Annotated in this window: 17 protein-coding genes; 12 read left to right on the forward strand and 5 right to left on the reverse strand. The window is 73.9% G+C overall.

What is annotated here, in order from left to right; translation table 11 throughout:
- The first annotated feature begins 6 nt into the window (after positions 1–6).
- Positions 7–1,647, forward strand: coding sequence for a helix-turn-helix domain-containing protein (locus AB0I21_RS04395; protein WP_360559030.1), 1,641 nt, complete (start codon positions 7–9; stop codon positions 1,645–1,647).
- A gap of 21 nt (positions 1,648–1,668) precedes the next feature.
- Here the strand turns inward: AB0I21_RS04395 and AB0I21_RS04400 are convergent, their stop codons facing one another.
- Positions 1,669–2,379 (reverse strand): alpha/beta fold hydrolase, encoded by a 711-nt coding sequence (locus AB0I21_RS04400; RefSeq protein WP_360559031.1) that lies wholly within the window; start codon positions 2,377–2,379, stop codon positions 1,669–1,671.
- Positions 2,380–2,428: 49 nt separating this feature from the next.
- Here AB0I21_RS04400 and AB0I21_RS04405 point away from each other — a divergent pair, with 49 nt between their 5' ends.
- A complete protein-coding gene (locus AB0I21_RS04405) occupies positions 2,429–3,265 on the forward strand; it encodes a helix-turn-helix transcriptional regulator (protein ID WP_360559032.1) in 837 nt (278 codons plus the stop codon).
- Here AB0I21_RS04405 and AB0I21_RS04410 read toward each other — a convergent pair.
- Complete coding sequence (locus AB0I21_RS04410; RefSeq protein ID WP_360559033.1) at positions 3,260–4,210, reverse strand: DUF2690 domain-containing protein; 951 nt, start codon at positions 4,208–4,210, stop codon at positions 3,260–3,262. The genes AB0I21_RS04405 and AB0I21_RS04410 overlap by 6 nt on opposite strands.
- Before the next feature lie 248 nt (positions 4,211–4,458).
- On the opposite strand from AB0I21_RS04410, the gene AB0I21_RS04415 reads away from it, so the two are divergent.
- Genes AB0I21_RS04415 through AB0I21_RS04425 form a run of 3 tightly spaced genes read left to right on the forward strand, consistent with a single transcriptional unit; the run spans position 4,459 to position 7,137 of the window.
- Entirely contained in the window at positions 4,459–5,223 is a 765-nt protein-coding gene (locus AB0I21_RS04415; RefSeq protein ID WP_360559034.1) for a hypothetical protein, read from the forward strand.
- Positions 5,224–5,257: 34 nt separating this feature from the next.
- Positions 5,258–5,980, forward strand: a complete 723-nt coding sequence (locus tag AB0I21_RS04420) for a hypothetical protein (protein WP_360559035.1) — start codon at positions 5,258–5,260, stop codon at positions 5,978–5,980.
- Complete coding sequence (locus AB0I21_RS04425) at positions 5,974–7,137, forward strand: hypothetical protein (RefSeq protein ID WP_360559036.1); 1,164 nt, start codon at positions 5,974–5,976, stop codon at positions 7,135–7,137. The genes AB0I21_RS04420 and AB0I21_RS04425 overlap by 7 nt, the downstream gene beginning before the upstream one ends.
- A 56-nt stretch (positions 7,138–7,193) precedes the next feature.
- Here AB0I21_RS04425 and AB0I21_RS04430 read toward each other — a convergent pair whose 3' ends face one another.
- Entirely contained in the window at positions 7,194–8,315 is a 1,122-nt protein-coding gene (locus AB0I21_RS04430; protein ID WP_360559037.1) for a serine hydrolase domain-containing protein, read from the reverse strand.
- A gap of 277 nt (positions 8,316–8,592) precedes the next feature.
- On the opposite strand from AB0I21_RS04430, the gene AB0I21_RS04435 reads away from it, so the two are divergent.
- On the forward strand, positions 8,593–12,312 hold the full coding sequence (locus AB0I21_RS04435; RefSeq protein WP_360559038.1) for a nidogen-like domain-containing protein: 3,720 nt from the start codon (positions 8,593–8,595) through the stop codon (positions 12,310–12,312).
- A 21-nt stretch (positions 12,313–12,333) separates the two neighbouring features.
- Here AB0I21_RS04435 and AB0I21_RS04440 read toward each other — a convergent pair whose 3' ends face one another.
- A complete protein-coding gene (locus AB0I21_RS04440; RefSeq protein ID WP_360559039.1) occupies positions 12,334–13,713 on the reverse strand; it encodes a hypothetical protein in 1,380 nt (459 codons plus the stop codon).
- Positions 13,714–13,877: 164 nt separating this feature from the next.
- Between AB0I21_RS04440 and AB0I21_RS04445 the strand changes: the two genes are divergently transcribed.
- From AB0I21_RS04445 to cysA, 6 genes are all read left to right on the forward strand, one after another.
- Positions 13,878–15,680 carry a serine/threonine-protein kinase gene (locus AB0I21_RS04445; RefSeq protein WP_360559040.1) on the forward strand — a complete coding sequence of 601 codons (1,803 nt, stop codon included), beginning with the start codon at positions 13,878–13,880 and terminating at the stop codon, positions 15,678–15,680.
- A gap of 148 nt (positions 15,681–15,828) precedes the next feature.
- Positions 15,829–16,338, forward strand: a complete 510-nt coding sequence (locus AB0I21_RS04450; protein WP_360559041.1) for an Rrf2 family transcriptional regulator — start codon at positions 15,829–15,831, stop codon at positions 16,336–16,338.
- On the forward strand, positions 16,335–17,372 hold the full coding sequence (locus tag AB0I21_RS04455) for a sulfate ABC transporter substrate-binding protein (RefSeq protein WP_360559042.1): 1,038 nt from the start codon (positions 16,335–16,337) through the stop codon (positions 17,370–17,372). Before AB0I21_RS04450 ends, AB0I21_RS04455 begins: the two co-directional genes overlap by 4 nt.
- Complete coding sequence (gene cysT, locus AB0I21_RS04460) at positions 17,369–18,226, forward strand: sulfate ABC transporter permease subunit CysT (RefSeq protein ID WP_360559043.1); 858 nt, start codon at positions 17,369–17,371, stop codon at positions 18,224–18,226. The genes AB0I21_RS04455 and cysT overlap by 4 nt, the downstream gene beginning before the upstream one ends.
- Complete coding sequence (locus AB0I21_RS04465) at positions 18,219–19,094, forward strand: sulfate ABC transporter permease subunit (RefSeq protein WP_360559044.1); 876 nt, start codon at positions 18,219–18,221, stop codon at positions 19,092–19,094. The genes cysT and AB0I21_RS04465 overlap by 8 nt, the downstream gene beginning before the upstream one ends.
- Positions 19,091–20,110, forward strand: a complete 1,020-nt coding sequence (gene cysA, locus AB0I21_RS04470) for a sulfate ABC transporter ATP-binding protein (protein ID WP_360559045.1) — start codon at positions 19,091–19,093, stop codon at positions 20,108–20,110. Before AB0I21_RS04465 ends, cysA begins: the two co-directional genes overlap by 4 nt.
- A 65-nt stretch (positions 20,111–20,175) precedes the next feature.
- Here the strand turns inward: cysA and AB0I21_RS04475 are convergent, their stop codons facing one another.
- Positions 20,176–22,314, reverse strand: a complete 2,139-nt coding sequence (locus AB0I21_RS04475) for a hypothetical protein (protein WP_360559046.1) — start codon at positions 22,312–22,314, stop codon at positions 20,176–20,178.
- Between the last annotated feature and the right edge of the window lie 75 nt (positions 22,315–22,389).

Consider the following 22,389-nt stretch of genomic DNA (forward strand, 5'->3'; position numbering starts at 1 on the left):
CCTGGTGTGCGACCACAGGCCAGCCTCGGGCGCGTCCTGGACGACCTCGGCGCGACCCTGCTCGAGCTGGTCCACGGCGACCCGGACCTCCACCCGCGGCAGGCCGCCGCGATCGGCGGCGTGGTCATCCACGACCCCCTCGACGAGCCGGTGCTCCCCCAGCACGCGCTGGTCCTCGGGGTCGGCGTCGGCGACGCAGACGAGACCGCCCGGCTGCTGCGCACGCTCGGCCGGCAGGAGGCCGTCGCGCTGGTCGTGCGGGCGCCGGTGCCGGCCGACCCCGACCTGGCCGCCGCCGCGGCGGAGTCCGGGGTGGCGCTGCTCGGGCTGACCCGCGGCGCGTCATGGGCGCAGCTCGCCGCGCTGCTGCGCTCGCTGCTGGCCGAGGGCGACGTCGGCGACGCCGAGCCGCAGACCCTCGGCGGGGTGCCGGCCGGTGACCTGTTCGCGCTCGCCAACGCGATCGCGGCGCTGCTCGACGCGCCGGTCACCATCGAGGACCGCAGCTCCCGCGTCCTGGCCTACTCGGGCCGGCAGGACGAGGCCGACCGATCCCGCATCGAGACGATCCTCGGCCGGCAGGTGCCTGAGCGGTACTCGCGCCAGCTCACCGACCGGGGCATCTTCCGCGACCTGTACCGCAGCGACCAACCCGTCTACGTCGAGCCCGGCGGCGACGACTTCTTCCTGCTGCCCCGGGTCGCGGTCGCGGTCCGGGCCGGCGACGAGATCCTCGGCTCGATCTGGGCGGCCGTGCAGGGGCCCCCGAACCTCGACCGGATGCAGGCGCTGCGGGACGCCGCCCGGGTCGTCGCGCTGCACATGCTGCGCATCCGGGCCGGCGCCGACGTCGAGCGCCGGCTGCGCACCGACCTGCTCAGCACCGCCCTGGAGGGCGGGCCGGGGGCGCTGGACGCGTTGACCCGCCTCGGGCTCGCCGACCGGCCGGTCGCCGTGCTCGGGCTCGCGCTCCTCCCCCGCCCCGACGACCCGTCCGGCGTCACCGCCGACGCGGGCCTCGCCACCGACCGGCAGCGGCTGGCCGACGCGCTCGCCATGCACATCGGCGCGGTGCACCCGCGCTCGGCGGCGGCGCTCGTCGGCGACGTCGTCTACGGGCTCGTCCCGGTCGCCCGCGGCCGCGCCGACGGCGCCGTCCGCATCGCCACCGACTTCCTCGACCGGGTCGGCGAGCGCACCCCCGCGGTCGCCGGCATCGGCCCGGTCGCGCAGGACGTGGCGGGGCTCGCCGCGGCGCGGGCGGAGGCGGACCGGGCGCTGCGGGTCCTGCGCACCGGCAACACCGCCGGGCGCCGGGTCGCCCGGCTCGCCGACGTGCACGTGGAGGCGCTGCTGCTGGACCTCGCCGACGTCGTGTCGGCCCGCGGCGACCGGCCCAGCGGCGCGGTGGCGAACCTGCTCGCCTACGACGCCAAGCACAACACCAACCTCGTCGACACGCTGCGGGCCTGGCTGGACGCCTTCGGCGACGCGGTCGCCGCCGCCGCGGCCATGTACGTGCACCCGAACACCTTCCGGTACCGGCTGCGCCGGGTGGCCGAGGTCGGCCCGCTCGACCTGCACGACCCCGACGCCCGCTTCGCCGCGATGCTGGAGCTGCGCCTCGCCGCCCGCCCCACCGAGTGACCCGTCGAGGCCGGCGGCAGGTCAGGCGACGGCGGCGAGCAGGCGGTCCGGGGCCTCCAGCTGCGGCAGGTGCCCGGCGCCCGGCAGCAGCGTGAACCGGGCGCCGGGAATGGCGCCGGCGTAGGCGCGGCCGTAGGCGGGCGGGGCGATGCCGTCGGACTCGCCCCACACCACGTGCACCGGCAGGTCGACCGTGGCGAGCCGGTCCCGCAGGCCCGGGTCGGTCATCGACATCCGGGTGTACGCGGCGAGCGCCGCCAGGTCGGGCTTCGGGCGGTCCGGGTCCGGCGGGAAGCGCGCCGGGTCGTGGAACGACAGCTCGGCCAGCCCGGCCGGGGTCAGGCCGGACACGTCGGTGACCGGATGCTCCGGCACGTCGAGGCCGACCGCGTTCACCAGCACGACCCGGCCGACCCGCGGGCTGCGCAGCAGCGCCAGCTCGGCGGCGACCCAACCGCCGATCGAGTTGCCGAGCACCGTCACGGCCCGGACGTCCAGGCGGTCGAGCAGGCCGGCGTACAGCGCGGCGAGCCCCGCGACGGTGGTGAGGCCCGCGGGTCGGGGCGTGCCCGCGAAGCCGGGGTGCGTCGGCACGATCACCCGCGCGTCCCGGGACGCGGCGAGCAGCCCGGCGAAGGGCAGCATCGAGCGCGGGCCGGCACCGCCGTGCAGGAGCAGGAACGGCTCGGCGCCCGCGCCGAGCTCGAGGAGGGTCACGTCGTCATCGGTCACCGGTCCAGGATTCGGTCCCGGGGCGGGCGGCGGGAGAGGATGGTCCATCGTGGGACCCGCACCAACACCCAGCGCCGCCCGTCGCGCCGCCCTGGCGGACTTCCTCCGGACCCGCCGCGCTGCGCTGCGCCCGCAGGAAGCCGGCCTGGACCCGGGCCCGGGCCGCCGTCGCACGCCCGGCCTGCGCCGCGAGGAGGTCGCGCAGCTGTCGGGCGTGGGCCTGTCCTGGTACACGTGGCTCGAGCAGGGCCGCGACGTCGCCCCGTCCGCGCAGGTGCTGCTCGCGCTGAGCCGGGCCCTCGCGCTCACCCCGTCGGAGCGCGACCACCTGTTCCTGCTCGCCGCCGTGGCCCCGCCGCAGCCCGGGGACGGCCCGGTCGACGAGGAGACGGCCGCGTTCGTCGACGCGCTGCTGCCGCACGTCGCGTTCGTGCTGGACCCGCGGTTCGACGTGGTCGCGCACAACCGGGCCGCCGAGATCATCATGTCGGGCCTGGTCGCGCCCCCGGCGGGCGGGCGGCGCAACCTGCTGCTGTGGCTGTTCGACCCGGAGGGCTGGGACACCGGGTCGCCGGCGTGGCAGCGGACCGCCCACGCGAACCTGCTCGACTTCCGCAGCGAATACGCCCGGCACCCCGGCGACCCCGCCTCCGTGGCGCTGGTCGAGGAGCTCACCGCGCGCAGCCCGGCGTTCCGGGACTGGTGGGCCGGGCACGACGTGCGGGTCCTGGAGCCGTCCCGCAAGCGGATCCCGCACCCGGTGCTCGGCGACCTCGCGTTCCTGTCGGCCCAGAGCCGCCCCGCCCACGCGCCGTGGCTGCGCCTGCGGATCCTGGTGCCCGCGGACGACCGCACCCGTGCGGTGATCGGGGACCGCCGGCTATGACGGCTGGAGGCAGGGGGTCTCGGCGGTGGCGAGCGGGGCGGCGGTCTGCGGGGCGGTGATCTCGACCGACACCGCGACGCAGCCCCGGCCGGTGCCCAGGACGTTGCCGAAGACGCTGAAGACCTGGGGCGGGACCAGGTACGGGTAGTCGAACCCGCTCGTCCCGCCGTCGGAGGGGCGGGTGGCGCGCAGCCGGATCGTGGCGCCGGTCGGGACCCGTTCGGTGGAGACGAACAGCGGCCACGCGGCGTGGCAGTGCGGCGAGAACCGCAGAGTGAGGCTGCCGTACGGCGGCTGGGACGCGTCGCGGTCCGGGACGGGCACGGTGCGGGCGCTGACCGCGTCGAGCTGGCAGCGCTGCTCCTGCGGGTCGCTGCCGTCCGCGGCGGCGAACCCGGCCGCCGATGCCGCCCCGGAGGCGTTCGCGGCGGGTGTACCGGACGCGCCGGCGGACGGGGCGGTCCCCGGGCCGGACGTGAACGCGCCGGTGGCGGCGGCGACCGCGACGACCAGCGACCCGACCAGGGCGGCGATCCCGACCGTCAGCGCGAGGGGGCCACGGGCCGGGCCGTCCGGGGATCCGGGCGAGGCGACCACGTCGGCCGGCTCGGGCAGGGCGGCGGCGGCCGGCCCGGGCACAGCGGCCGGCTCGGTCGCGGTGGCCGGCCGGTGCAGCAGGTCGTGCTCGCGGCGCCAGCGCTCGCGCCACTCCCGGTCGTCGCCGCCGCAGGCCCGCACGAACGCGAGGGTCAGCTCCTGCGACGGCAGCCGGTTGCCGGACAGCACGCCCGCCAGCGCGGTGTGCGAGTAATGGCTCGCGCCGGCCATCTTCCGCAGCGACGGCTGGCCCGCCCCGCGGCGCAGCTCGGCGAGGTCGGCGACGAATTCGGTGAGCCGGTCCTCGGCCGACGGCGGCCCGCCGGAACTTCCGTTTTGACCCGTCATGGACGCTCCCTGCGATGTAAAGCCTGGTGTCAACCTGCGTCAAGCCCGTGCTTTCCAACCGTGCGCACGGGAAAGATCGGGCCGGTATCGAATGCCCGCTTGATTGGCGTCGGTCAATAGGATCTCACGCTTCGCGTAGCGCCGCGCACGTATCCGAATGGCTCGAATGAACACCCGGCCCGGGGATACCCGGATCGCCGGTCGCCGTCCTGCGCGCATTCTTCAGCGTTCGACCAGGGAGGTTCCGCGTGCACCATCGCAAGGTCAGAGCGATCCTGCTCGCCCTCGGCGTCACCGTCGCGCTGCTGGCCGGCACGGCAGCCCCGGCGGCGGCCGGCATCAGCGGGTACAGCGTCACCGGCACCGGCGGCGTCGGGCTGCAGGTGCGCACCAGCCCCTACGACGCGGGCGCGTCCGCGGTGGCCGTGCTCGGCGACGGCACCCCGTTCGTCGCCGAGTGCGCCGTGCGCGGCCGCAACATCAGCGGCAACACGGTCTGGCACCAGATCAGCTCGCCGGCCGTCGGCTGGATCAGCGACTACTACACCAACACGCCCGGCTTCAACCAGTACCTCCCGGGCGAGCCCGAGTGCGGCGGCCCGCCGCCCACCGGCACCCGCGAGGACCGGGCCCTGGCCTGGGCCCGGTCGGTGATCGGGCAGGCGTACACCAACGGCGACCTCGGCGACTCCAACCACGCCTGGGACGGCTGGTGCGACAACTTCGTCGGGCACGCCTACGGCCGGGCCGCCAGCGGCTACGCGTCCGCGATCGTGCACTACAACAGCCTGTACAACCGCGGCCTGATCCACACGACGGGCACCCCGCCGGCGGGCGCGCTGGTCTTCTTCAACAGCGCACCGATCAACGGCTACTTCGGCCACGTGATGCTGTCGGAGGGCAACGGCAACTACATCACCTCCGCGCCGACCGTGCGCCGCGTGAACCTCAGCTGGCCCGGCGCCCCCTACATCGGCTGGTCCTACGCCGACCCCGAGTGGGCCGGGCGCTAGCTCCCCCTCGACAGACCCCCTCGAAAGGAATGCGATGCGTCGCCTCCTGCACCCCCTCCTGTACCCCCTCGTGGCACTCCTCGCCGCGGCGCTGACGCTGGTCGTGCCCACCGCCGCGCACGCCGCGACCGGCATCGACCTGTGCGCGCAGACCGGCTACGCGGCCGGGTTCCGCGGCAACTCCCTCGTCACCGCCGTCGCCATCGCGATGGCCGAGTCGTCGTGCAACCCGTCGGCGTCCGGATACAACCCTGCCGGCCAGGGCTGCCCGAACGGCTCGACCGACCGCGGGCTGTGGCAGATCAACAACTGCTGGCACCCGGAGGTCAGCGACACCTGCGCGTACAACGCCCAGTGCAACGCCAACGCCGCCTACACGATCTCCTACAGCGGCACGTACTGGCAGCCGTGGTCGACCTACAACAACGGCGCCTACAGCGGCTACCTGTCGGCCGCGCAGGCCGCGGTCAACCGCCTCGGCAACCCGCCGGGCAACGTGACCGGCACGATCCTGGCCAGCCCGTCGCTGAACATCCGGTCCGGCCCGGGCACCGGCTACGGCTCGGTCGGCTCCGCCGCGTACGGCGCCGTCGTGAACATCACCTGCTACACCTTCGGCGAGTACGTCGGCGGCGGCTACTGGCCGTCCTCCACGTGGGACCGGATCACCAACCCGGCCACCGGCGCCACCGGCTACGCGGCCGACACGTGGATCTCCACGACGTACGACGTCAAGACCATGGTGCCGCAGTGCTGAGGCGGGCCCCGGCCGCCCTGGCCACCGCCGCGCTGCTCGGCGCCGTCCTGGTCGCGCCGCAGCCGGCCACGGCGGCGGAGTACGTCAGCAACGACACCTTCTCCGGCGGGACGGCGAGCTGGAACATGCCGACCGGCGGCGGCGCGGCCGGGACCGAGACGTGCTGCGCCAACCCGCCCGGCGGGGCGCCCAACGCGTTCTTCCACCCCAACGGGCAGGGCAGCGGCACGAGCCTCAACGCCAACCTGGTGAGCTGGCAGAACATCGCCGGCGCGCCGTCCGGGACGTACACGCTGAGCGCGAAGGTCCGCGGGTCCGGCGGCGTGCAGCAGTCGTTCGTGCAGGCCGACAACGGGCTGTTCGACAGCACCTACTGCCGCTCCGCGCCCACCAACACCGGCTCGTGGATCACCGTGTCGTGCTCGTTCACCTACACGGCCGGCAGCACGCTGCACGTCGCGATCGCCACGTCGAACCTGCCGGCCACCAACGGCGGCTGGGTCGCGTTCGACGACGTGTCGCTGACCGGCGGTGGCGGCGAGAACCCGCCGTACGACCTGGCGACGTACGTCATCCGGGCCGACGGCGCCAACAGCACCCCGCACCACATGAACACGGGCGAGAACAACCAGCTGCAGTACTCCGGCGGCCGCTACTACCAGGTGAAGAACGCGCACTGGGAGGAGCTCTGGGCGACGTCGACCGCGATCTACCGCTTCCGGGACACGTCCGACCCGAACACCTACTACGGGCTCTACACCAGCGGCGGCGCGCAGGGCGACCTGTGGATCGGCCGGTACGTGTCGCCGGGGTACTCCCTGGTGCGCAGCCCGTCGATCAGGGTCTACAACAAGAGCGACTGCGGCGCCGCGCCCGGCTGGGGCACGGACCCGTCCAGGATCGTGTTCATGCAGTACTTCGCGTCGTGGACCAGCCCGTCGGGCGTGACCCTGAGCAACGTGATCTGGCTGCAGTCGCAGCACACGTTCAACGGGGTCTACAACCGCTGGGAGGACTACTACTACGCGAAGGGCCTCGGGCTCGTCGCCTTCTACGGCTACGACTACCAGCTGCCGGGCTCCGGCCCGACGTTCCAGGGCTGGATCGACAGCACGTCCGCCACCACCCCGGTCCGGGAGAGCGTCTGCACCCCGTGACCGCCTGACCGGCCGGCGGCGGGCGGGTTCCCGGCCCCGCCGCCGGCCGGCAGGAATCAGGTCGATGCCGCGAGGGCGGTCCAGGCGGCGGAGACCGGGGCGAAGCCGCGCAGGTCGCCCGGGCCGCCCATCCTGTTCATGGCGTAGGCGTAGGTCGCCCGGGCGTCGAGGTCGATGACGGCCAGGGAGCCGCCGGCGCCGCCCCAGTACAGCGTGTCCGGCCCGGGCATGAACGGCCCGCCGACCGCGAAGCCGACCCCGAAGCGCACCGGCATGCCGAGCACGAGGTCGGTGCCCTCGACCTGGACCTCCAGGGCGCTGCGGCAGGTCGCCTCGGACAGGAGGCGGCGGCCCCGGGTGACGCCGCCGCAGGCGAGGACCGTGTGCACCAGGGCGACGGACCGCGCGTTGCCGGTGCCGCCACCGGCGGGGATCTCCGCCGCCCGCCACGCCCGCGAGCCGGCCACGGCCGTGTCCAGCCGCGGGTTGTGCGCCGCGTTGTCCTGCAGCTCGGTCAGGCCGCCGGCGAACGGCTCCTCGTCCGGCGGGACCAGGTCGGCGACCCGGGGCTCCTCGGACTCCGGCAGCCCGATGTGGAAGTCCGCGCCGAGCGGCTCCGCGAGCTCCTGCCGGAACACGGTGCCCAGCGTCCGCCCGGTGATCCGCCGGACGATCTCGCCGATCAGGAACCCCTGCGTGACCACGTGGTAGCCGGAGGCGGTGCCGGGCCGCCAGAACGGCTCCTGCGCCGCCAGCAGGGCGGTCACCTTCTCCCAGTCGTACAGGTCCGCGGGTGCGAGGGGCTCGCGCCAGCCGGACAGCCCGGCGGAGTGGCTCATCACCTGCGCGACGGTGACGTCGCCCTTGCCGCCGGCCGCGAACTGCGGCCAGTACCGGGCGACCGGCGCGTGGAAGTCCAGCTCGCCCCGGTCGGCGACCAGCAGCGCCGTCAGCGCCGCCATCGTCTTGGTGATCGAGTAGACGTTGACGATCGTGTCCCGCTCCCAGGGCCGGACCCCGGCCGCGTCGGCGTGCCCGCCCCACAGGTCGGCGACGATCTCACCGTCGACGGTGGCGCAGAAGGACGCCCCCGCCTCGGCGCCGTCGGCGAAGTTCCGCTCGAACGCGGCGCGGACGGCCGCCAGGTCCTGCCGCACGAACCCCCGAACGCCGGTCACGGGCCGACCGTAACGCCGCCCGCGCCCCGACCCAACCGAAATACCGCCCGAGCTGAACGTTTCATCGGCCGGACGGTCGGCTAGTCGACAGATACACGTCGATGTTGACGGGGCGTTCACGGGCAGTTCACGTGGCCGCCGCGGGGAAGGGCGACTTGCCACTTCTGTCTGCATCGACTAGTTGCGATGTATTGGAAGGCTGTCGGTGCCCGGGCACGCTGCGTGCCCCACCGACGACCGCGAGGTGATGATGGACCGAAAGCGGAGAACCCGGACGGTGGTGCTCTGCGCCGTCCTGGCGCTCATGGGCGCCTGTACGCCGGACGGCGGGCCCGGCGGGCCCCATCAGGACGCCGTCAAGCTCACCGTCCCGGCGGACACCGACCGCGGCAGCGTCGTCGTCGCCGGCCGGACCTTCGCCCGCGGCGCCGTCCGCGTCGACGGCGGGGTCCTGCCGGCGACCACGTTCGCCGGGCCGGACGGGAAGTTCGCCGTCGAGGTGCTGCTGCACCCGCAGCGCGCCAACGCCCTCGACGTGCGCGCCTGGGACCCGTCGGGCGGCCGCACCGGCACGGCCCGCGCCCAGGTGCGGCAGCGGATCGCGGCCACCGCCGCCGGCCGGGTCGTCGGCCGGGTCGTCGATCCGGTCACCAAGCTGCCCGTCGCCGCCGCGGTCGTCTCGTACGGCGGCCGGACCGCCACCACGGGCGCCGACGGCGGCTACGTCCTGCGCGGCCTGCCCGACGGCGGGATCGCCCTGGTCGCGAAGAAGGCCGGCCGGCTCGGCGGCCTGAGCGTCGCCCGCGTCGACAAGGCCGCCGGGACCGCGCCGGACCTGACCGTGCAGGCGCTCGCGGCGCCGGTGCGGCTGAGCCCCGACGGCGGCGTGTTCACCGGCCCCGGCTGGCGGGTCGTGGTCCCCCGCGGCGCCGTCGCCCGGCCGACCGACCTGCACATCACGCCGCTCGGCTACAGCGGCGCCAAGGACGTGTTCGGCGCGCCGATCGTCGACCTGTCACCCGACGGGCTGCGCTTCGCCAAGCCGATCACCGTCGCCGTCGACCCGTCCGTCCTCGGCCTGGAGCCGGCGACCGCCAGGATCGTCGGCGTGAACCCGGGCGGACCGACCGCCACGGTCGTCCCGTCGCGGGTCGTCGGGCGGGAGCGGGTCGTCCAGCTGTCGGTGCTCGACGGCGAGGAGATCCGCACCGAGCCCGAGCCCGGCGTCCTCAACCAGTGGGGCGGGCCGGCCGCGTACTGCACGCCCTTCGCCACCTCCGCCGACGCCGACCGGGCCGTCGCCTACCTGCGCGCGACGCTGCTGCCGTTCCTCGGCGCGGTCATCGGCGCGACGTCGCGCGACCTGTGGACCAAGTACCTGCTCGGCGGCGTGCCGACCACGGCCCGCGAGACGATCACCGACGCCGACACGATCCGCCAGTTCCGCTGGAACGCCCCGACCATCGACGCCCGTGACAAGGTCGTCGACCAGCTCGTCGCCGCGCTCGGCACCCCGCCGCAGCTCGCCGCGCCGGCCACCCCGACCACCAAGCAGGTGTCGGACTACCCGCCGATCGGCCGCGGGGTCGACGTCAACTTCAGCTGGCCCTACGACGTGCCGGGCAACATCGCCGGCGCGGTCGGCGGGGTCCAGCTGCCGTCCGGCTACGTCCGCGACGACCGCACCTTCACCGGCGACCTGCGCTTCGTGCCGGCCGCCGACGCCAAGGGCGTCCGGACGAAGGTCGAGCTCGTCGCCGACCTCACCATGACCGTGCAGGACTCGATCGACCTGTGCGACGGCGACCCCGGCGCCTGGCTGGAGACCAACGCCACGATCCCGCTCAGCCGCCTCGAGGCGACGCCGCTGCCGTCCGGCACCGGCACGTATGCCAAACCGGTCCTCTTCGAGGCCGCCGTCCCGCTGAAGGACGACCTGCTCCAGCCGAAGCGGCGCGACATCACCGCGCTGTACCCGACGAACGACAAGGACGGCGACGGCGTCCCCGACGCGCAGCCGTGGAACGGCGCCGCCTTCACCCTCGACAACTGCCCGGCGGTCGCGAACCCCACCCAGGCCGACGCCGACGGGGACGGGGCCGGCGACGCCTGCGACGAGCCCGACGACCCGGACCCGGGCGACGGCGGGCTCCCGCCCGGCGGCACCGAACCCCCGCCCGGCGGGGACGGCGGCACCACCGGCGACACCGGCGAGGGCGGCGGCCGCGGCACCGGCGGCTCCTACGGCGACCCGCACCTGGTGAGCTTCGACGGCGGCTCGTTCGGCTTCCACGCCGCCGGCGACTACGTCCTCGCCGAGTCCACAGTGGACGACTTCGCGGTCCACGGCCGGTTCGTGCGCCGGCCCGGCACCACGGCGATCAGCCTCAACCGGGCCGTCGCCGCCCGCGTCGGCACCTCGGTCATCGCGTTCGGCGACACCGCGACCGGCGAACGCTTCGACCCGCTCGTCGCGACCCTCGACGGGCAGCCGGTCCCGCTCACCCCCGGCATGCGCACCACCCTGCCCGGCGGCGCGGCGCTCACGTTCACCACCGCCGGCGGCGCCGTCGTCACCTGGCCCGACGGCACGAGGCTCGCCGCCGGGCGGTGGACCGGCGACAACATGTTCGTCACCCTCGCCGAGTCCCGCTACGGGAAGGTCCGCGGCGTGCTCGGCGACGCCGACGGCGACCCGCGCGACGACCTCACCGCCCGCGACGGCACGCCCGTGCGCGACATCCGGGACCGTGCGCAGCTGTACGGGTTGTTCGCCGCGAGCTGGCGGGTGACCGGGCCGGCCTCCCTGCTGCGCAGCGTCCTGCCGGCCGACCGGGTCACCCCGGTGGACCCGGTGGACCAGGCGTCGGTGGCGGCGCTGCCGGCCGCGGCCCGGGCGCACGCCGAGACCGTCTGCCGGGCGCTGCGGCCGGGCGCCGGGCTCGAACAGTGCGTGCTGGACGTCGGCATCACCGGCGACGACACGTTCGCCGCCGACGCCGGCGTGGTGGCGAACCGGCTGCGATCCACGGTGGACCTCGCCGCGCTGGCACCCACCGTGGAGACCACCACCGAGATCACCCTGGGACAGAAGGTGACCGGGTCGCTCGACGCGCCGTTCGCGGTCGACGTGCTCACCGTCACCCTCCAGGCCGGTGACTCGGTCACGGTGTCCACGTTCGGGGTCTGCCCGGGCGACGGCACGTTCGCGGTCACCCTGGTCGCGCCGGGCGGCCGCCCGGTCGGCCGGACCCGCGGCGAGGGCTGCGGCACGCTCGGGTTCACCGGGCTGCGCGAGTCCGGCCGGTACGAGCTGCGCGTCACCGACCAGGGCGGCTTCACCGGCCGGTACGAGCTGCGGGCCGACGGCCGGCAGCTGGACCTCACCTGCAACGCCACGGAGGTCACCCCCAACGACGACCAGTCGAGCCCGGAGGTGACCCTGCCGTTCGACCTGAACTTCCACGGCCGGACGTTCGGCTCGCTGTGGGTCAACAACAACGGCAACGTCACGTTCGACGGGCCGCTGTCGACGTTCACCGCGGTGCCGATGGACACCATCCGCACCCCGATCGTCGCGGCCTGGTTCGCCGACGTCGACACCCGCGGCGCGGGCTCCCAGCCGGTCCGCTACGGCGGCGGCACCGTCGACGGCCGGCGCGCCTTCTGCGTCGACTTCAACGGGGTCGGCTACTACGACCGGCACGACGACAAGCTCAACGCGTTCCAGCTGTACCTCGTCGACCGCGGCGACGTCGCACCCGGCGCGTTCGACATCGTGCTGCGGTACACCCGCCTCCAATGGGACAAGGGTGACCTCAGCTCCGTGCCCGCCGGGGTCGGCTACTCCAACGGCACGGGGCAGCCGGGGACGTTCGTCGAGCTGCCGGGGTCCCGCACCGACGGCGCGCTGCTGGACCCGTCGCCGACGGGGCTGACCCGCACCTCGACCGGCGGCACCCAGCCGGGCGTGCACATCCTGCCGGTCCGCCCGTAGCGGCGCGACGTCGAGGAAGCCTCAGCGCCTGACGGTGAGCCGGAGGGCGTTGAGGCGCTCGGCGGGGGTGTCGGACCACGCGCCGCCGTCCAGATCGCCGGGCGCGGTGACGCCGGCGCGGTCGAGGGCGGCGGCCACCCGGGCGGCTAGGTCGGCGGCGACGTCCCCGCCCGGGACGGTCTCCACCCGCTCGCCGAACTCGTCGGACCAGCCGAACCGGGCCGTCACCCGCTCACGGGTGAACTCGCCCTCGGCGACCATGGTCCCGCTGGTGCGGCGCAACCGCCAGCGGGCGCTGCTGGCGTACGGGTGCAGCATCGGCAGCGCGGAGCACCACGACGCGAACAGGGCCCGCAGCTCGTCCACGGTCCCGTCGAGGGTCTCCGACGGCGAGTGCCAGTAGGTCATCATGCCGTGCAGGGCCTTCGCCTGCGGCGCCTCGACGTCGGGCTCGGTGAACCACAGCTCGTCCGGCGCCCAGTCGTCCGGCGTCATCATCCACTTCTGCTTGTTGTAGATGACGTTCTCGCGCGGGCCGGTCGGCTCCGCCGTCAGCCGGATGTGCCGGCCCCACAGGGCCTCGAGGGTGAGCGTGGTGTCCTCGCCGCGCCAGCGCGCGAGGGGCATCCGGCCCTCGGAGCCGACGATCGGCGGGTGGCCGAGCACCGCGACGGCGCCGGCGAGCGCCCGGCGGAAGTCGTCGGCGACGCCGGCCTCGCCGACCGGCAGCCGCGCGCTCAGCGAGCTGATCTCGCCGTGCCCGTAGTATCCGGCGTCCCAGTCGTGCGCCTCGATCCGCTCGCCGCCGGCGGCCAGGAGCTCGTCGCCGTCCGGCTGCCAGCCCTGCTCGGCGACGAGCCGGTCGAACGCGCCGCGGGACCAGTCGCCGAGCCCGCCGGCGAAGACCGCGCACAGCCGCCGCCACGCCGGCGAAGGTGCCGGCAGCAGGGTGGCCGGGTCGCGGTCGTCGGGCGCCTCCTGCCCGGCCTCGGCCGCGACCGTGCGCAGCCGCGGCGCCCGCATCCCGTTGTTGTCGAACGACGTGTACGTCACCTCGGCCGGGTCGGCGAAGCCGTGCACGTCGCGCAGCGTCCGGACGATCACGTCGGCGAGCCGCCGGGCCGTGGCCGGCTCCACCGGCGCCGGGACCTCCGGGAAGCACAGGGTCTCCGTCCCGTCCTCGTCCGGCTGCCACCCCAGCGCGGCGAGGTCCGCCGCCCGCTCCGGCACGTCCCGGGTGAGCATGTACACCGACGGCACATCCAGCCGGTAGCCGCGGGTGAAGCGGATGAACTGCACGAACCCGTCGCCGCCGGAGAGGGAGATCGCCGCCTCGGGCCGCAGCGCCGCGAGCGCCCCGACGAGCTCGTCGGCCACTTCCGGCCACCCCGCTGCTGCCATCACGCACTCCCCCCGTCGTCCGGTGACGGGTTGGAGCATAGGCGTCCGGGAGCCGGCCGCCGGTGTGAGGGCGGGTGAGCGCGGGTGAGGGCGTCCGGCAAAGCCGCCGGTGGTCGATGCGGTGGCGGTTAGACTCGCCGCAGCCCTGCCATCCGGGAGGCCTCATGGCCACTGCGCCGCAGATCCACGGCTACCGCGACCTGACGCTGATCAGCGCCCGGGGCGGGCAGGCGCACGTGTACCGGGCGCGCAAGGCGACCATGGACTCCTCCGCCGTCGCGATCAAGGTGTACCGGCGGGACCTCGACGACGCCGACCGGCGGCGGTTCCGCCGCGAGGTCCAGGCGCTCCAGGCGCTGCAGGGCCGGCCGCACGTCGTGCGGCTGCTGGAGGCCGACTTCACCGCCGACGGCCGCGGATACGTGGTCATGGACCTCTACACCGGGTCGGTCGCCGACCGGCTGGCGGTGGAGGGGACGCTGCCCGTCGGCGACGCGCTGCGCATCGGTGCGGAGGTGGCCGAGGCCCTCACCCACACGCACGAGGCGGCGGCGCGCATCCTGCACCGCGACATCAAACCGGGCAACATCCTGCTCACCGCCGACGGCGCGGCGGTGCTGTCCGACTTCGGCATCTCCGCGATCCACCGCGACGACGGCCGGTTCACGGCGACGGCACGGATCGGCACGCTGGGGTACACGGCGCCGGAGGTGCACGCCGGGGACTCCGAGAGCGTCGCGTCGGACATCTACTCCCTCGGCGCCACCCTGCACACGCTGCTGACCGGCGGCCCGCCGGCCGGGCCGGGCCGGTCGGCGCTCGACGCGGTGCCCGAGCCGGCCGCCACGGTGCTGCGCCGGGCCCTGTCGCCCGACCCGGCGGACCGGCAGGAGTCCGCCCGGCGGCTGCGCGAGGACCTGCTGCGCGCCGCGGATCTCGTGACCACCCGGGAGTCGTCGTTCGCCAGTCCCGCGCCGGCGTCGACCAGGGTCCTGCCGGACGACCCGCCCGGCGCCGTGCGGCCGCGGCTGATCGAGCCGCCGACCACCGACCCGGACCTGGGCCGCAACATCGCCGCCGGCGTGCTCGCCCTGGCCGGCGGGCTCGGCGGGCTGGTGGTGCTCGACTGGGTCTGGTGGGGCGGCGCGCTGATCGTCGCGGCGCCGCTCGGCGTCGCCGCGGCCCTGCGCCGGGGGCTGGGCACCCGGCGGCTGTTCGGCCCGGCCGCCGCGGCGACGCTCGTCTGCTACGCGGTGCCGGGCGTGACCTACCTGACCCGCATCGGCGAGGACCCGTTCATCAACCTCGTGATGGTCGTGTTCACGCTGGTCGCGTTCGGCGGCCAGGTCACCGCGGTGCACGAGGTCGAGCGGTACGCCCGGCAGGACATGGCGCAGTCGGAGACCGCCCGGGCCAACCAGGAGCGCGGGCAGCTCTTCGAGCGGTTCCGCGAGCGGTACTGGCTGGATGGCGCCCACCCGCCGGACTGGCTCGACGACGTGCTCGGCCCGCTGCCCGCGGCCCGGGCGATGCCCTGGCGGGGCGGTGGCACACTCCGGTTCGCGGTGGTGTGCGACCGGAGCGTGGCGTTCGTGGCCGTGCTCGACGGTGTGCGCCCCGGCCGGTACGAGCTGAACCCCCCGAACGGGCACCCCTGCCGGGTGTTCGCCGACGGACGGCCCAACACGTCCGTCGACACGCGGCTCAAGGACCTCGCCCGGGGCGTCGACGCCGCCGGCTGGGGCACCGCCGGGGTCAGCGCCGGCTGCGTCGTCGTGCTGACCACCGACGGCGCGCAGTCCGACGGCATCCGGCTCGCGCCGGCGCAGCTCGAGTCGACGAGCCTGACGGTCGTCGTGGCGCGGGACGCCGGTCCGGCGCTCGTGCGGCTGCTGGCGGGCGCGGACCCGCAGGTCATCGACCCCGTGCTCCTGCAGATGGTCACCGAGCGCGCCCAGCAGGCCTGACCCCCGGCCGGCACCCGCCCGACACCCGCTCGGTGTAACGCGACCCACACGTCTTGACACCCGTCGCTCCGCAACTATTCTATTCCTACCTACTAACTAGACAAGATAGGCAATGCCAGCGCCGGGGGACCGATCGGAGCACAGCGAGGTGCACATCTCTGTCCGTGCCGACTACGCGATCCGGGCGATGCTCGCGATCGCCGCGGCGGAGCCGGGCCGGATCACGGCATCGGAGCTGGCGCGCAGCGAGCGGATGTCCATCGGATCGCTGCAGACGGTGCTTCTCGAACTACGCCGCGTCGGGCTCGTGCACAGCCACCGCGGCACGGAGCGGGGGTACGGCCTCGCCCGGCCGGCGGCAGCCGTCACGGTCGGGGAGATCCTCCGTGCCATGAACGGCGCACTGACCACGGTGCGTGGCCTGCCGACCGGACAGGCGACGTACGACGGGGTCGGCCGCGGGCTGCGCAAGGTCTGGCTGTCGGTCGACGACGCGGTCAACGCGATCGTCGACCGGGCCACCCTCGCCGACCTGCTCGCCGACCCCGACCTGGAACTTGACGACGACCACCGCACCACCCCCTTGAGCACCTTGAGCACCTTGAGCACCTTGAGCACCTTGAGCACAGCCGACCCCAGGAGGACAGGTTCCCCATGAAGCACCGGATCAGAGCGGCCGCCGCTCTCATGCTCACCGCCGGCTTACTGCTGTCGGCGTGCGCGGGGACCACCAAGAAGGACGACGCCGGCGCCGCCGGCGAGTCGACCACGCTCAACATCGTCGGTTTCGCGGTGCCTGAGGCCGCGAACAAGGCGATCGCCGCGGAGTGGAACAAGACCCCGGCCGGTAAGGGCGTCAAGTTCCAGACCTCCTACGGCGCCTCCGGCGACCAGAGCCGCGCGGTCGTCGCCGGTCTCAAGGCCGACTACGTGCACTTCTCGGTGTCCAGCGACGTGACCCGCCTGGTCGACGCCAAGCTGGTCGACCCGAGCTGGAACGCCGGGCCCACCAAGGGCATCGTGTCCTCGTCGGTCGTGGTCCTCGCGGTGCGCCCCGGCAACCCGAAGGGCATCAAGGGCTGGGACGACCTGGTCAAGCCCGGCATCGGCATCGTCACCCCGAACCCGGCCTCCTCCGGCGCGGCCCGCTGGAACGCCCTGGCGGCATGGGGTCACGTCACCGCCAACGGCGGCACCGACGCCCAGGCCGGCGAGTTCCTCACCAAGCTCTTCGGCAACGTCGTCGCGCTGCCCGGCAGCGGCCGCGACGCCACCACCGCGTTCCTCGGCGGCACCGGTGACGTGCTGCTCGCCTACGAGAACGAGGCCATCCTGGCCCGGCAGAGCGGCGAGAAGCTGGACTGGGTCTACCCGGACACCACGATCCTGATCGAGAACCCGGGCGCGATCCTCACCAACGCCAACCCGAAGGCGAAGGAGTGGCTCGACTTCGTGCTGAGTGCCAACGGTCAGCGCCAGTTCGTGCTCAAGGGCTTCCGGCCGATCATCTCCGGGGTCGACACCAAGGGCGTCGAGGGCGCCATCGACCCCGCCAACCCGTTCCCGACGCCGAAGAAGCTGCTCACCGTCGACAAGGACTTCGAGAGCTGGTCGAAGCTGTCCAAGAAGTTCTTCGACGAGAAAGAGGGCCTCATCGTCAAGATCATCGCGGCCTCGGGCAAGGCCAAGTGACATCCGACACCACGGTCACGGGCCGGTCGGCGGGCAACCGCCGGCCGGCCCGGTCGGCCGTGTCCGGGCACCCCCTCACGCGCGTCTCCGGGCTCGGGCTCGGGGTCGCGATGCTGTGGTTCAGCCTCCTGGTGCTCATCCCGCTCGCCGCGGTCGTGGCGGTCGCCGGCTCCGAGGGGTGGAGCGGCTTCTGGGACGCGATCACCGCCGAGCAGACCCTCGCGTCGATCGAGCTCACCATCTTCACCTCGATCGGCGTCACGCTGGTCAACGTCGTCATGGGCACGCTCATCGCGTGGGTGCTGGTCCGGGACCGCTTCTTCGGCAAGCGCGTCCTGGAGGTCCTCGTCGACATCCCGTTCGCGCTGCCGACGATCGTCGCCGGTCTGGTGCTGCTGTCGCTGTACGGGCCGAACAGCCCCATCGGGGTCGACATCGCCAACACCCGGGTCGCGGTCTTCGTCGCGTTCCTGTTCGTGACGCTGCCGTTCATCGTGCGGACCGTGCAGCCGGTCCTCGCCGAGATCGACCAGGACGTCGAGGAGGCCGCCGCCTCGCTGGGCGCCAGCCGGTTCACGATCTTCTGGCGGGTCATCCTGCCCAGCCTCACCCCGGCGATCACCGCCGGGGCCGCGCTGTCCTTCGCCCGCGGCGTCAGCGAGTACGGCTCGCTGGTCCTGCTGTCGGGCAACCTGCCGATGCGCACCGAGGTCACCTCGGTGCGCATCTTCAGCAGCATCGAGAACGACCACCTGGAGAACGCGGCCGCCGTCGCCACCGTGCTGCTGGTGATCTCGTTCGCCGTCATCGTGATCCTCGACGTGATCCAGCGAAGGACGGTCCGCCGTGGCTGACACCCTCGTGCAACCCGCGCCCGCCACCAAGCCCGCCACCAGGGCCACGGGCAAGGCCTGGACCCGCCGGCGCGGCCCGGTCACCTACCTGATCCGGCTGGTCGTCGTGGTCTACCTGTTCTTCCTGGTGGCCTGGCCGGTGTACCTCGTCGGCCAGAACACCTTCAAGAACGGCTTCGACGACCTGCGGGCCATCCTCACCGACCCGGACATCGTGCACGCGCTGCACCTGTCGGTCGAGATCGCGATCATCGCGGTGCTCATCAACACGGTCTTCGGCGTCGGCATCTCGATCCTGCTCGTGCGCTACCGCTTCCCCGGCAAGCGTCTGCTCAACGCCCTGCTCGACGTGCCGCTGTCGGTGTCGCCCGTGGTCGTCGGCCTGTCGCTGGTGCTCGTCTACGGCGGCCGCAACGGCTGGTTCGGCCCGACGCTGGAGAGCTGGGGCCTGCAGATCATCTTCGCCGAGGCCGGCATGGTGATGGCCACCGTCTTCGTGGCCCTGCCGCTGGTCATCCGCGAGGTCGTGCCGGTCCTCGAGGAGATCGGCGAAGAGCAGGAGCAGGCCGCCCGCAGCCTCGGCGCCAACGCGTGGCAGACCTTCCGCCGCATCACCCTGCCGTCGATCAAGTGGGGCATCATCTACGGCGTCGTGCTGAGCCTCGCCCGCTCGCTCGGCGAGTTCGGCGCGGTGAAGATCGTGTCGGGCAACGTGCTGGGGCTCACCCGCACCGCACCGCTCGTGGTCGAGGAGAAGTACCTCAACTTCGACAAGGGCGGCGCCTACGCGACCGCGTTCCTCCTCGCCCTCGTCGCGGTGGCGAGCATCATCGTCGTATCCGTCCTCCGGCCGAAGGAAGACCGTTGAGCATCGAAATCGCAGGGGTCGGCAAGCGCTTCGGGGACTTCGTCGCGCTCGACAACGTGTCGGTGAGCATCCCCTCGGGCCGCCTCACGGCGCTGCTCGGCCCGTCCGGCGGCGGCAAGTCCACGCTGCTGCGCATCATCGCGGGCCTCGAACGCGCCGACACCGGCCGGGTCGAGATCGAGGGCGTCGACGCGACGGACCTCCCGCCGCAGAAGCGCAACGTCGGCTTCGTGTTCCAGCACTACGCCGCGTTCAAGCACATGTCGGTGCGCCGCAACGTCGCCTTCGGCCTGCAAATCCGCAAGCGCCCGAAGGACGAGATCGCCGAGCGCGTCGACGAGCTGCTCAAGCTGGTGCACCTGCAGCAGTTCGCCGACCGGCTGCCCGCGCAGCTGTCCGGCGGCCAGCGGCAGCGCATGGCCCTGGCCCGGGCCCTCGCGATCAAGCCGACGGTGCTGCTGCTCGACGAGCCCTTCGGCGCCCTGGACGCGAAGGTCCGCAAGGAGCTGCGCGACTGGCTGCGCCGCCTGCACGACGAGGTCGAGGTCACCACCGTCTTCGTCACCCACGACCAGGAGGAGGCCCTGGAGGTCGCCGACGAGATCGTGGTCATCAACGACGGGCGGATCGAGCAGATCGGCTCGCCCGACGACCTCTACGACCGCCCCGCCAACGACTTCGTCATGCGCTTCCTCGGCCCGGTCACCCAGCTCGGCGGCCGCCTGGTGCGCCCGCACGACCTGCAGATCGGCGCCGGCCCCGCGGACCCGTCCGCCCCGGACGACGTGACGGGGCAGGTCGCGCGGATCACCCGGATCGGCTTCGAGATCCGCATCGACGTGACCACCGCTGCCGGCGAGGACGTCATCGTGACCGTGACCCGCAATGAGTTCCTCGCCCTGGGCATCGACGCCGGCGCGACGGTCCACCTGCGGATCGCGCCCGGCAGCCCGACCACCCCGGTCGCCGGGAGGCCCGCCGCCGAGCCCGACCTCGCGAAGACCGGCAGCCACTGAAGCGCCGGGCCGTGCGGCGGGTGCCGCACGGCCCGGCCCCGGAAGACCGGGTCAGGACGGCTTGATCAGGACGGCGGCCTGATCCGGAAGGTGACGTAGGCCCAGTCGGAGACCGGCCCGCCGTCGCTGGTGCTGCGGACGAGGAGGTCCACCCAGCCGCCGGTGACGGCCGGGTACTCCAGCGGCGTCCACCGCACCGTGGCCGTGCCGTCCGCCGCGGCGGCGACCGTCTGCTGCGGGTCCGCGCCGAACTGGTAGGTGTAGGACACCACACCGGCCGCGGTCGGGTGGAACACGAACGTGCCCTCGACGCCGGGCCCGCCGCCGCCCTGCCAGTCACCGGGCGGGTAGTCCGCGGACGTCACGACCGGCGCGATCGACGCCGGGACGAACGAGACGCCGGTGACCTCCGACTCGGTGCCGTCGGCGGTCCTGGAGGTGACCGTCAGCGTGTTGTAGCCCGCCCGGCCCGGGGTGAAGCGGACCGTCGCGGTGCCGTCGGCGCCGGCGGCGACCGTCCCCTGCGGCTGCTCGTCCGCCTGTCCCTGGTTGAACTGGTACGTGTAGGCGACCACGCCGTGCATGTGCGGCTTCAGCGTGAAGACGCCCTCGGTGCCGACCGGCCTGCCCGGGGAGCCGTCGGTCGGGAAGTCCGCCGACTCGACGAAGGGCTCCGTGTCGACGAACAGCGTCCGCGAGCTCGTGCCCGACCGCACCCCGGCCGCGGTGGTGCTGAACACCGAGACCGTGGTGCCCTCGGCGCCCGGCACCACCGTGACGCGCGCCGTGCCGTCCGCCTCCGCCGGCACCGTCTGCTGGGTGCCGCCGTCGATCTGGTACGTGTAGGCGACCGTGCCGTCCAGGTTGGCGGCGAACGTCAGGTGGTGCGGGTCGCCCAGCCACGCGTCGGGGTCGGCGTCCTCGATCGCCGGTGCCGTGTTCCGGACCAGGAACCGGTAGGACACCATCTCGGAGAGGTTGCCCGCGCGGTCGACGCTCTGCACGTACAGCGTCAGGATCCCCGCCCGGGACGGCGCGAGCTGGATCGTGACCGGCCCGCCCAGGGTGGGGGCGGCGACGCTGGTCATGCTGAAGTAGGACTCGCCGTACTGGTAACCGGCGACGTCGGCGGTCCCGTTGGCCGTGAACGTGAAGGCGCCGGGGATCCCCGGGCCGCCGTGCGCGGGGGCGCCGGGCGGGTAGTCGGCGGAGGACACGACCGGCGGCGCGGGGTGGCTGGTGTCGACGGTGAAGCGGCACTCGGCGCTCCACGGCGACACGTCCATGTCGTCGCGGGACTGGGCGGCGACCGCGTAGGTGCCGCCGTCGGTGAGGATGCCGGCCGGGATGCTGCCCCACGACCGGGCCGGCGTGTACCCGGCGAAGTTCTCCGGCAGCTCGACCCGGTCCTGCGGCCGGTCGACCGGCCACACCGCGAACCTGCCGTAGGCGACGTCACCGCCGCCGGTGTCGTTGATGTCGGCGTCGGTGAGCAGCGCGGTCAGTCGCGGCGTGTCGGTCGTGACCCACAGCGGGCCACCCGTGTCGCAGGACCGCCCGTCGACGGTGAGCTGGGCGGGTGTGCCGGGGATGCCGTTGGCGTTGATGATCAGCGCCGGGTCGTTGCGCACGTGCCGCCCGTAGTGCAGGTTGCCCTCCAGGCGGTCGGGGACCCGCAGCTCGAACGTGACCGTGCTCCGGCCCGCGGCGAGCGCGTCGCGCACGACGGTGCCGAGGTCGACGCCGATGTAGCTGGACGGGCAGGCGTCGGCGCCGGTCACCTCGAACCGCTGCCGCTCGCGCGGCGGCCGGCTCCACGACGTCGTGGACGTGACCGGGTCCGTGCTCCACAGCTGCCAGGTGCGTTCCTTGCGGCAGTCGGTGACCTGCGTCTCGGCGAGGACGAAGCCGGCCGCGTTGATCCGCATCCCCCGGTAGGCGCTGATGTCGTAGCTGAAGTAGGACCGGGACTTGTGCTTGCCCGCGGCGTCCCGCCAGGCCCCGACGGGCGCGTCGGCGGCGCTGCCGGTGTAGGCCTTGTCGGGCGTGCGGGAGTCGGTGTAGGTCCAGCTGGTCGGCCGGAGCGCCTGCTGGCTGGTGGCGGAGGCGGCCGGCGGGTGGATGAGCACCGCACCGCCGGCCGCGACGAGGACCGCGACGAGCGCGGCCCGCCGGCTTCGGGATGACGCAGGGTTTCGTGACATCGGAGACCCCCCGTGACGATGGACGTCTGTCGAGGCGAACCATAGACCCGCGCCGCGGTCCCCGTCGCCCCGTCA

Origin of the sequence: Dactylosporangium sp. NPDC050588 (genome assembly GCF_040654975.1) — a bacterium.
Lineage (GTDB): Bacteria > Actinomycetota > Actinomycetes > Mycobacteriales > Micromonosporaceae > Dactylosporangium > Dactylosporangium maewongense.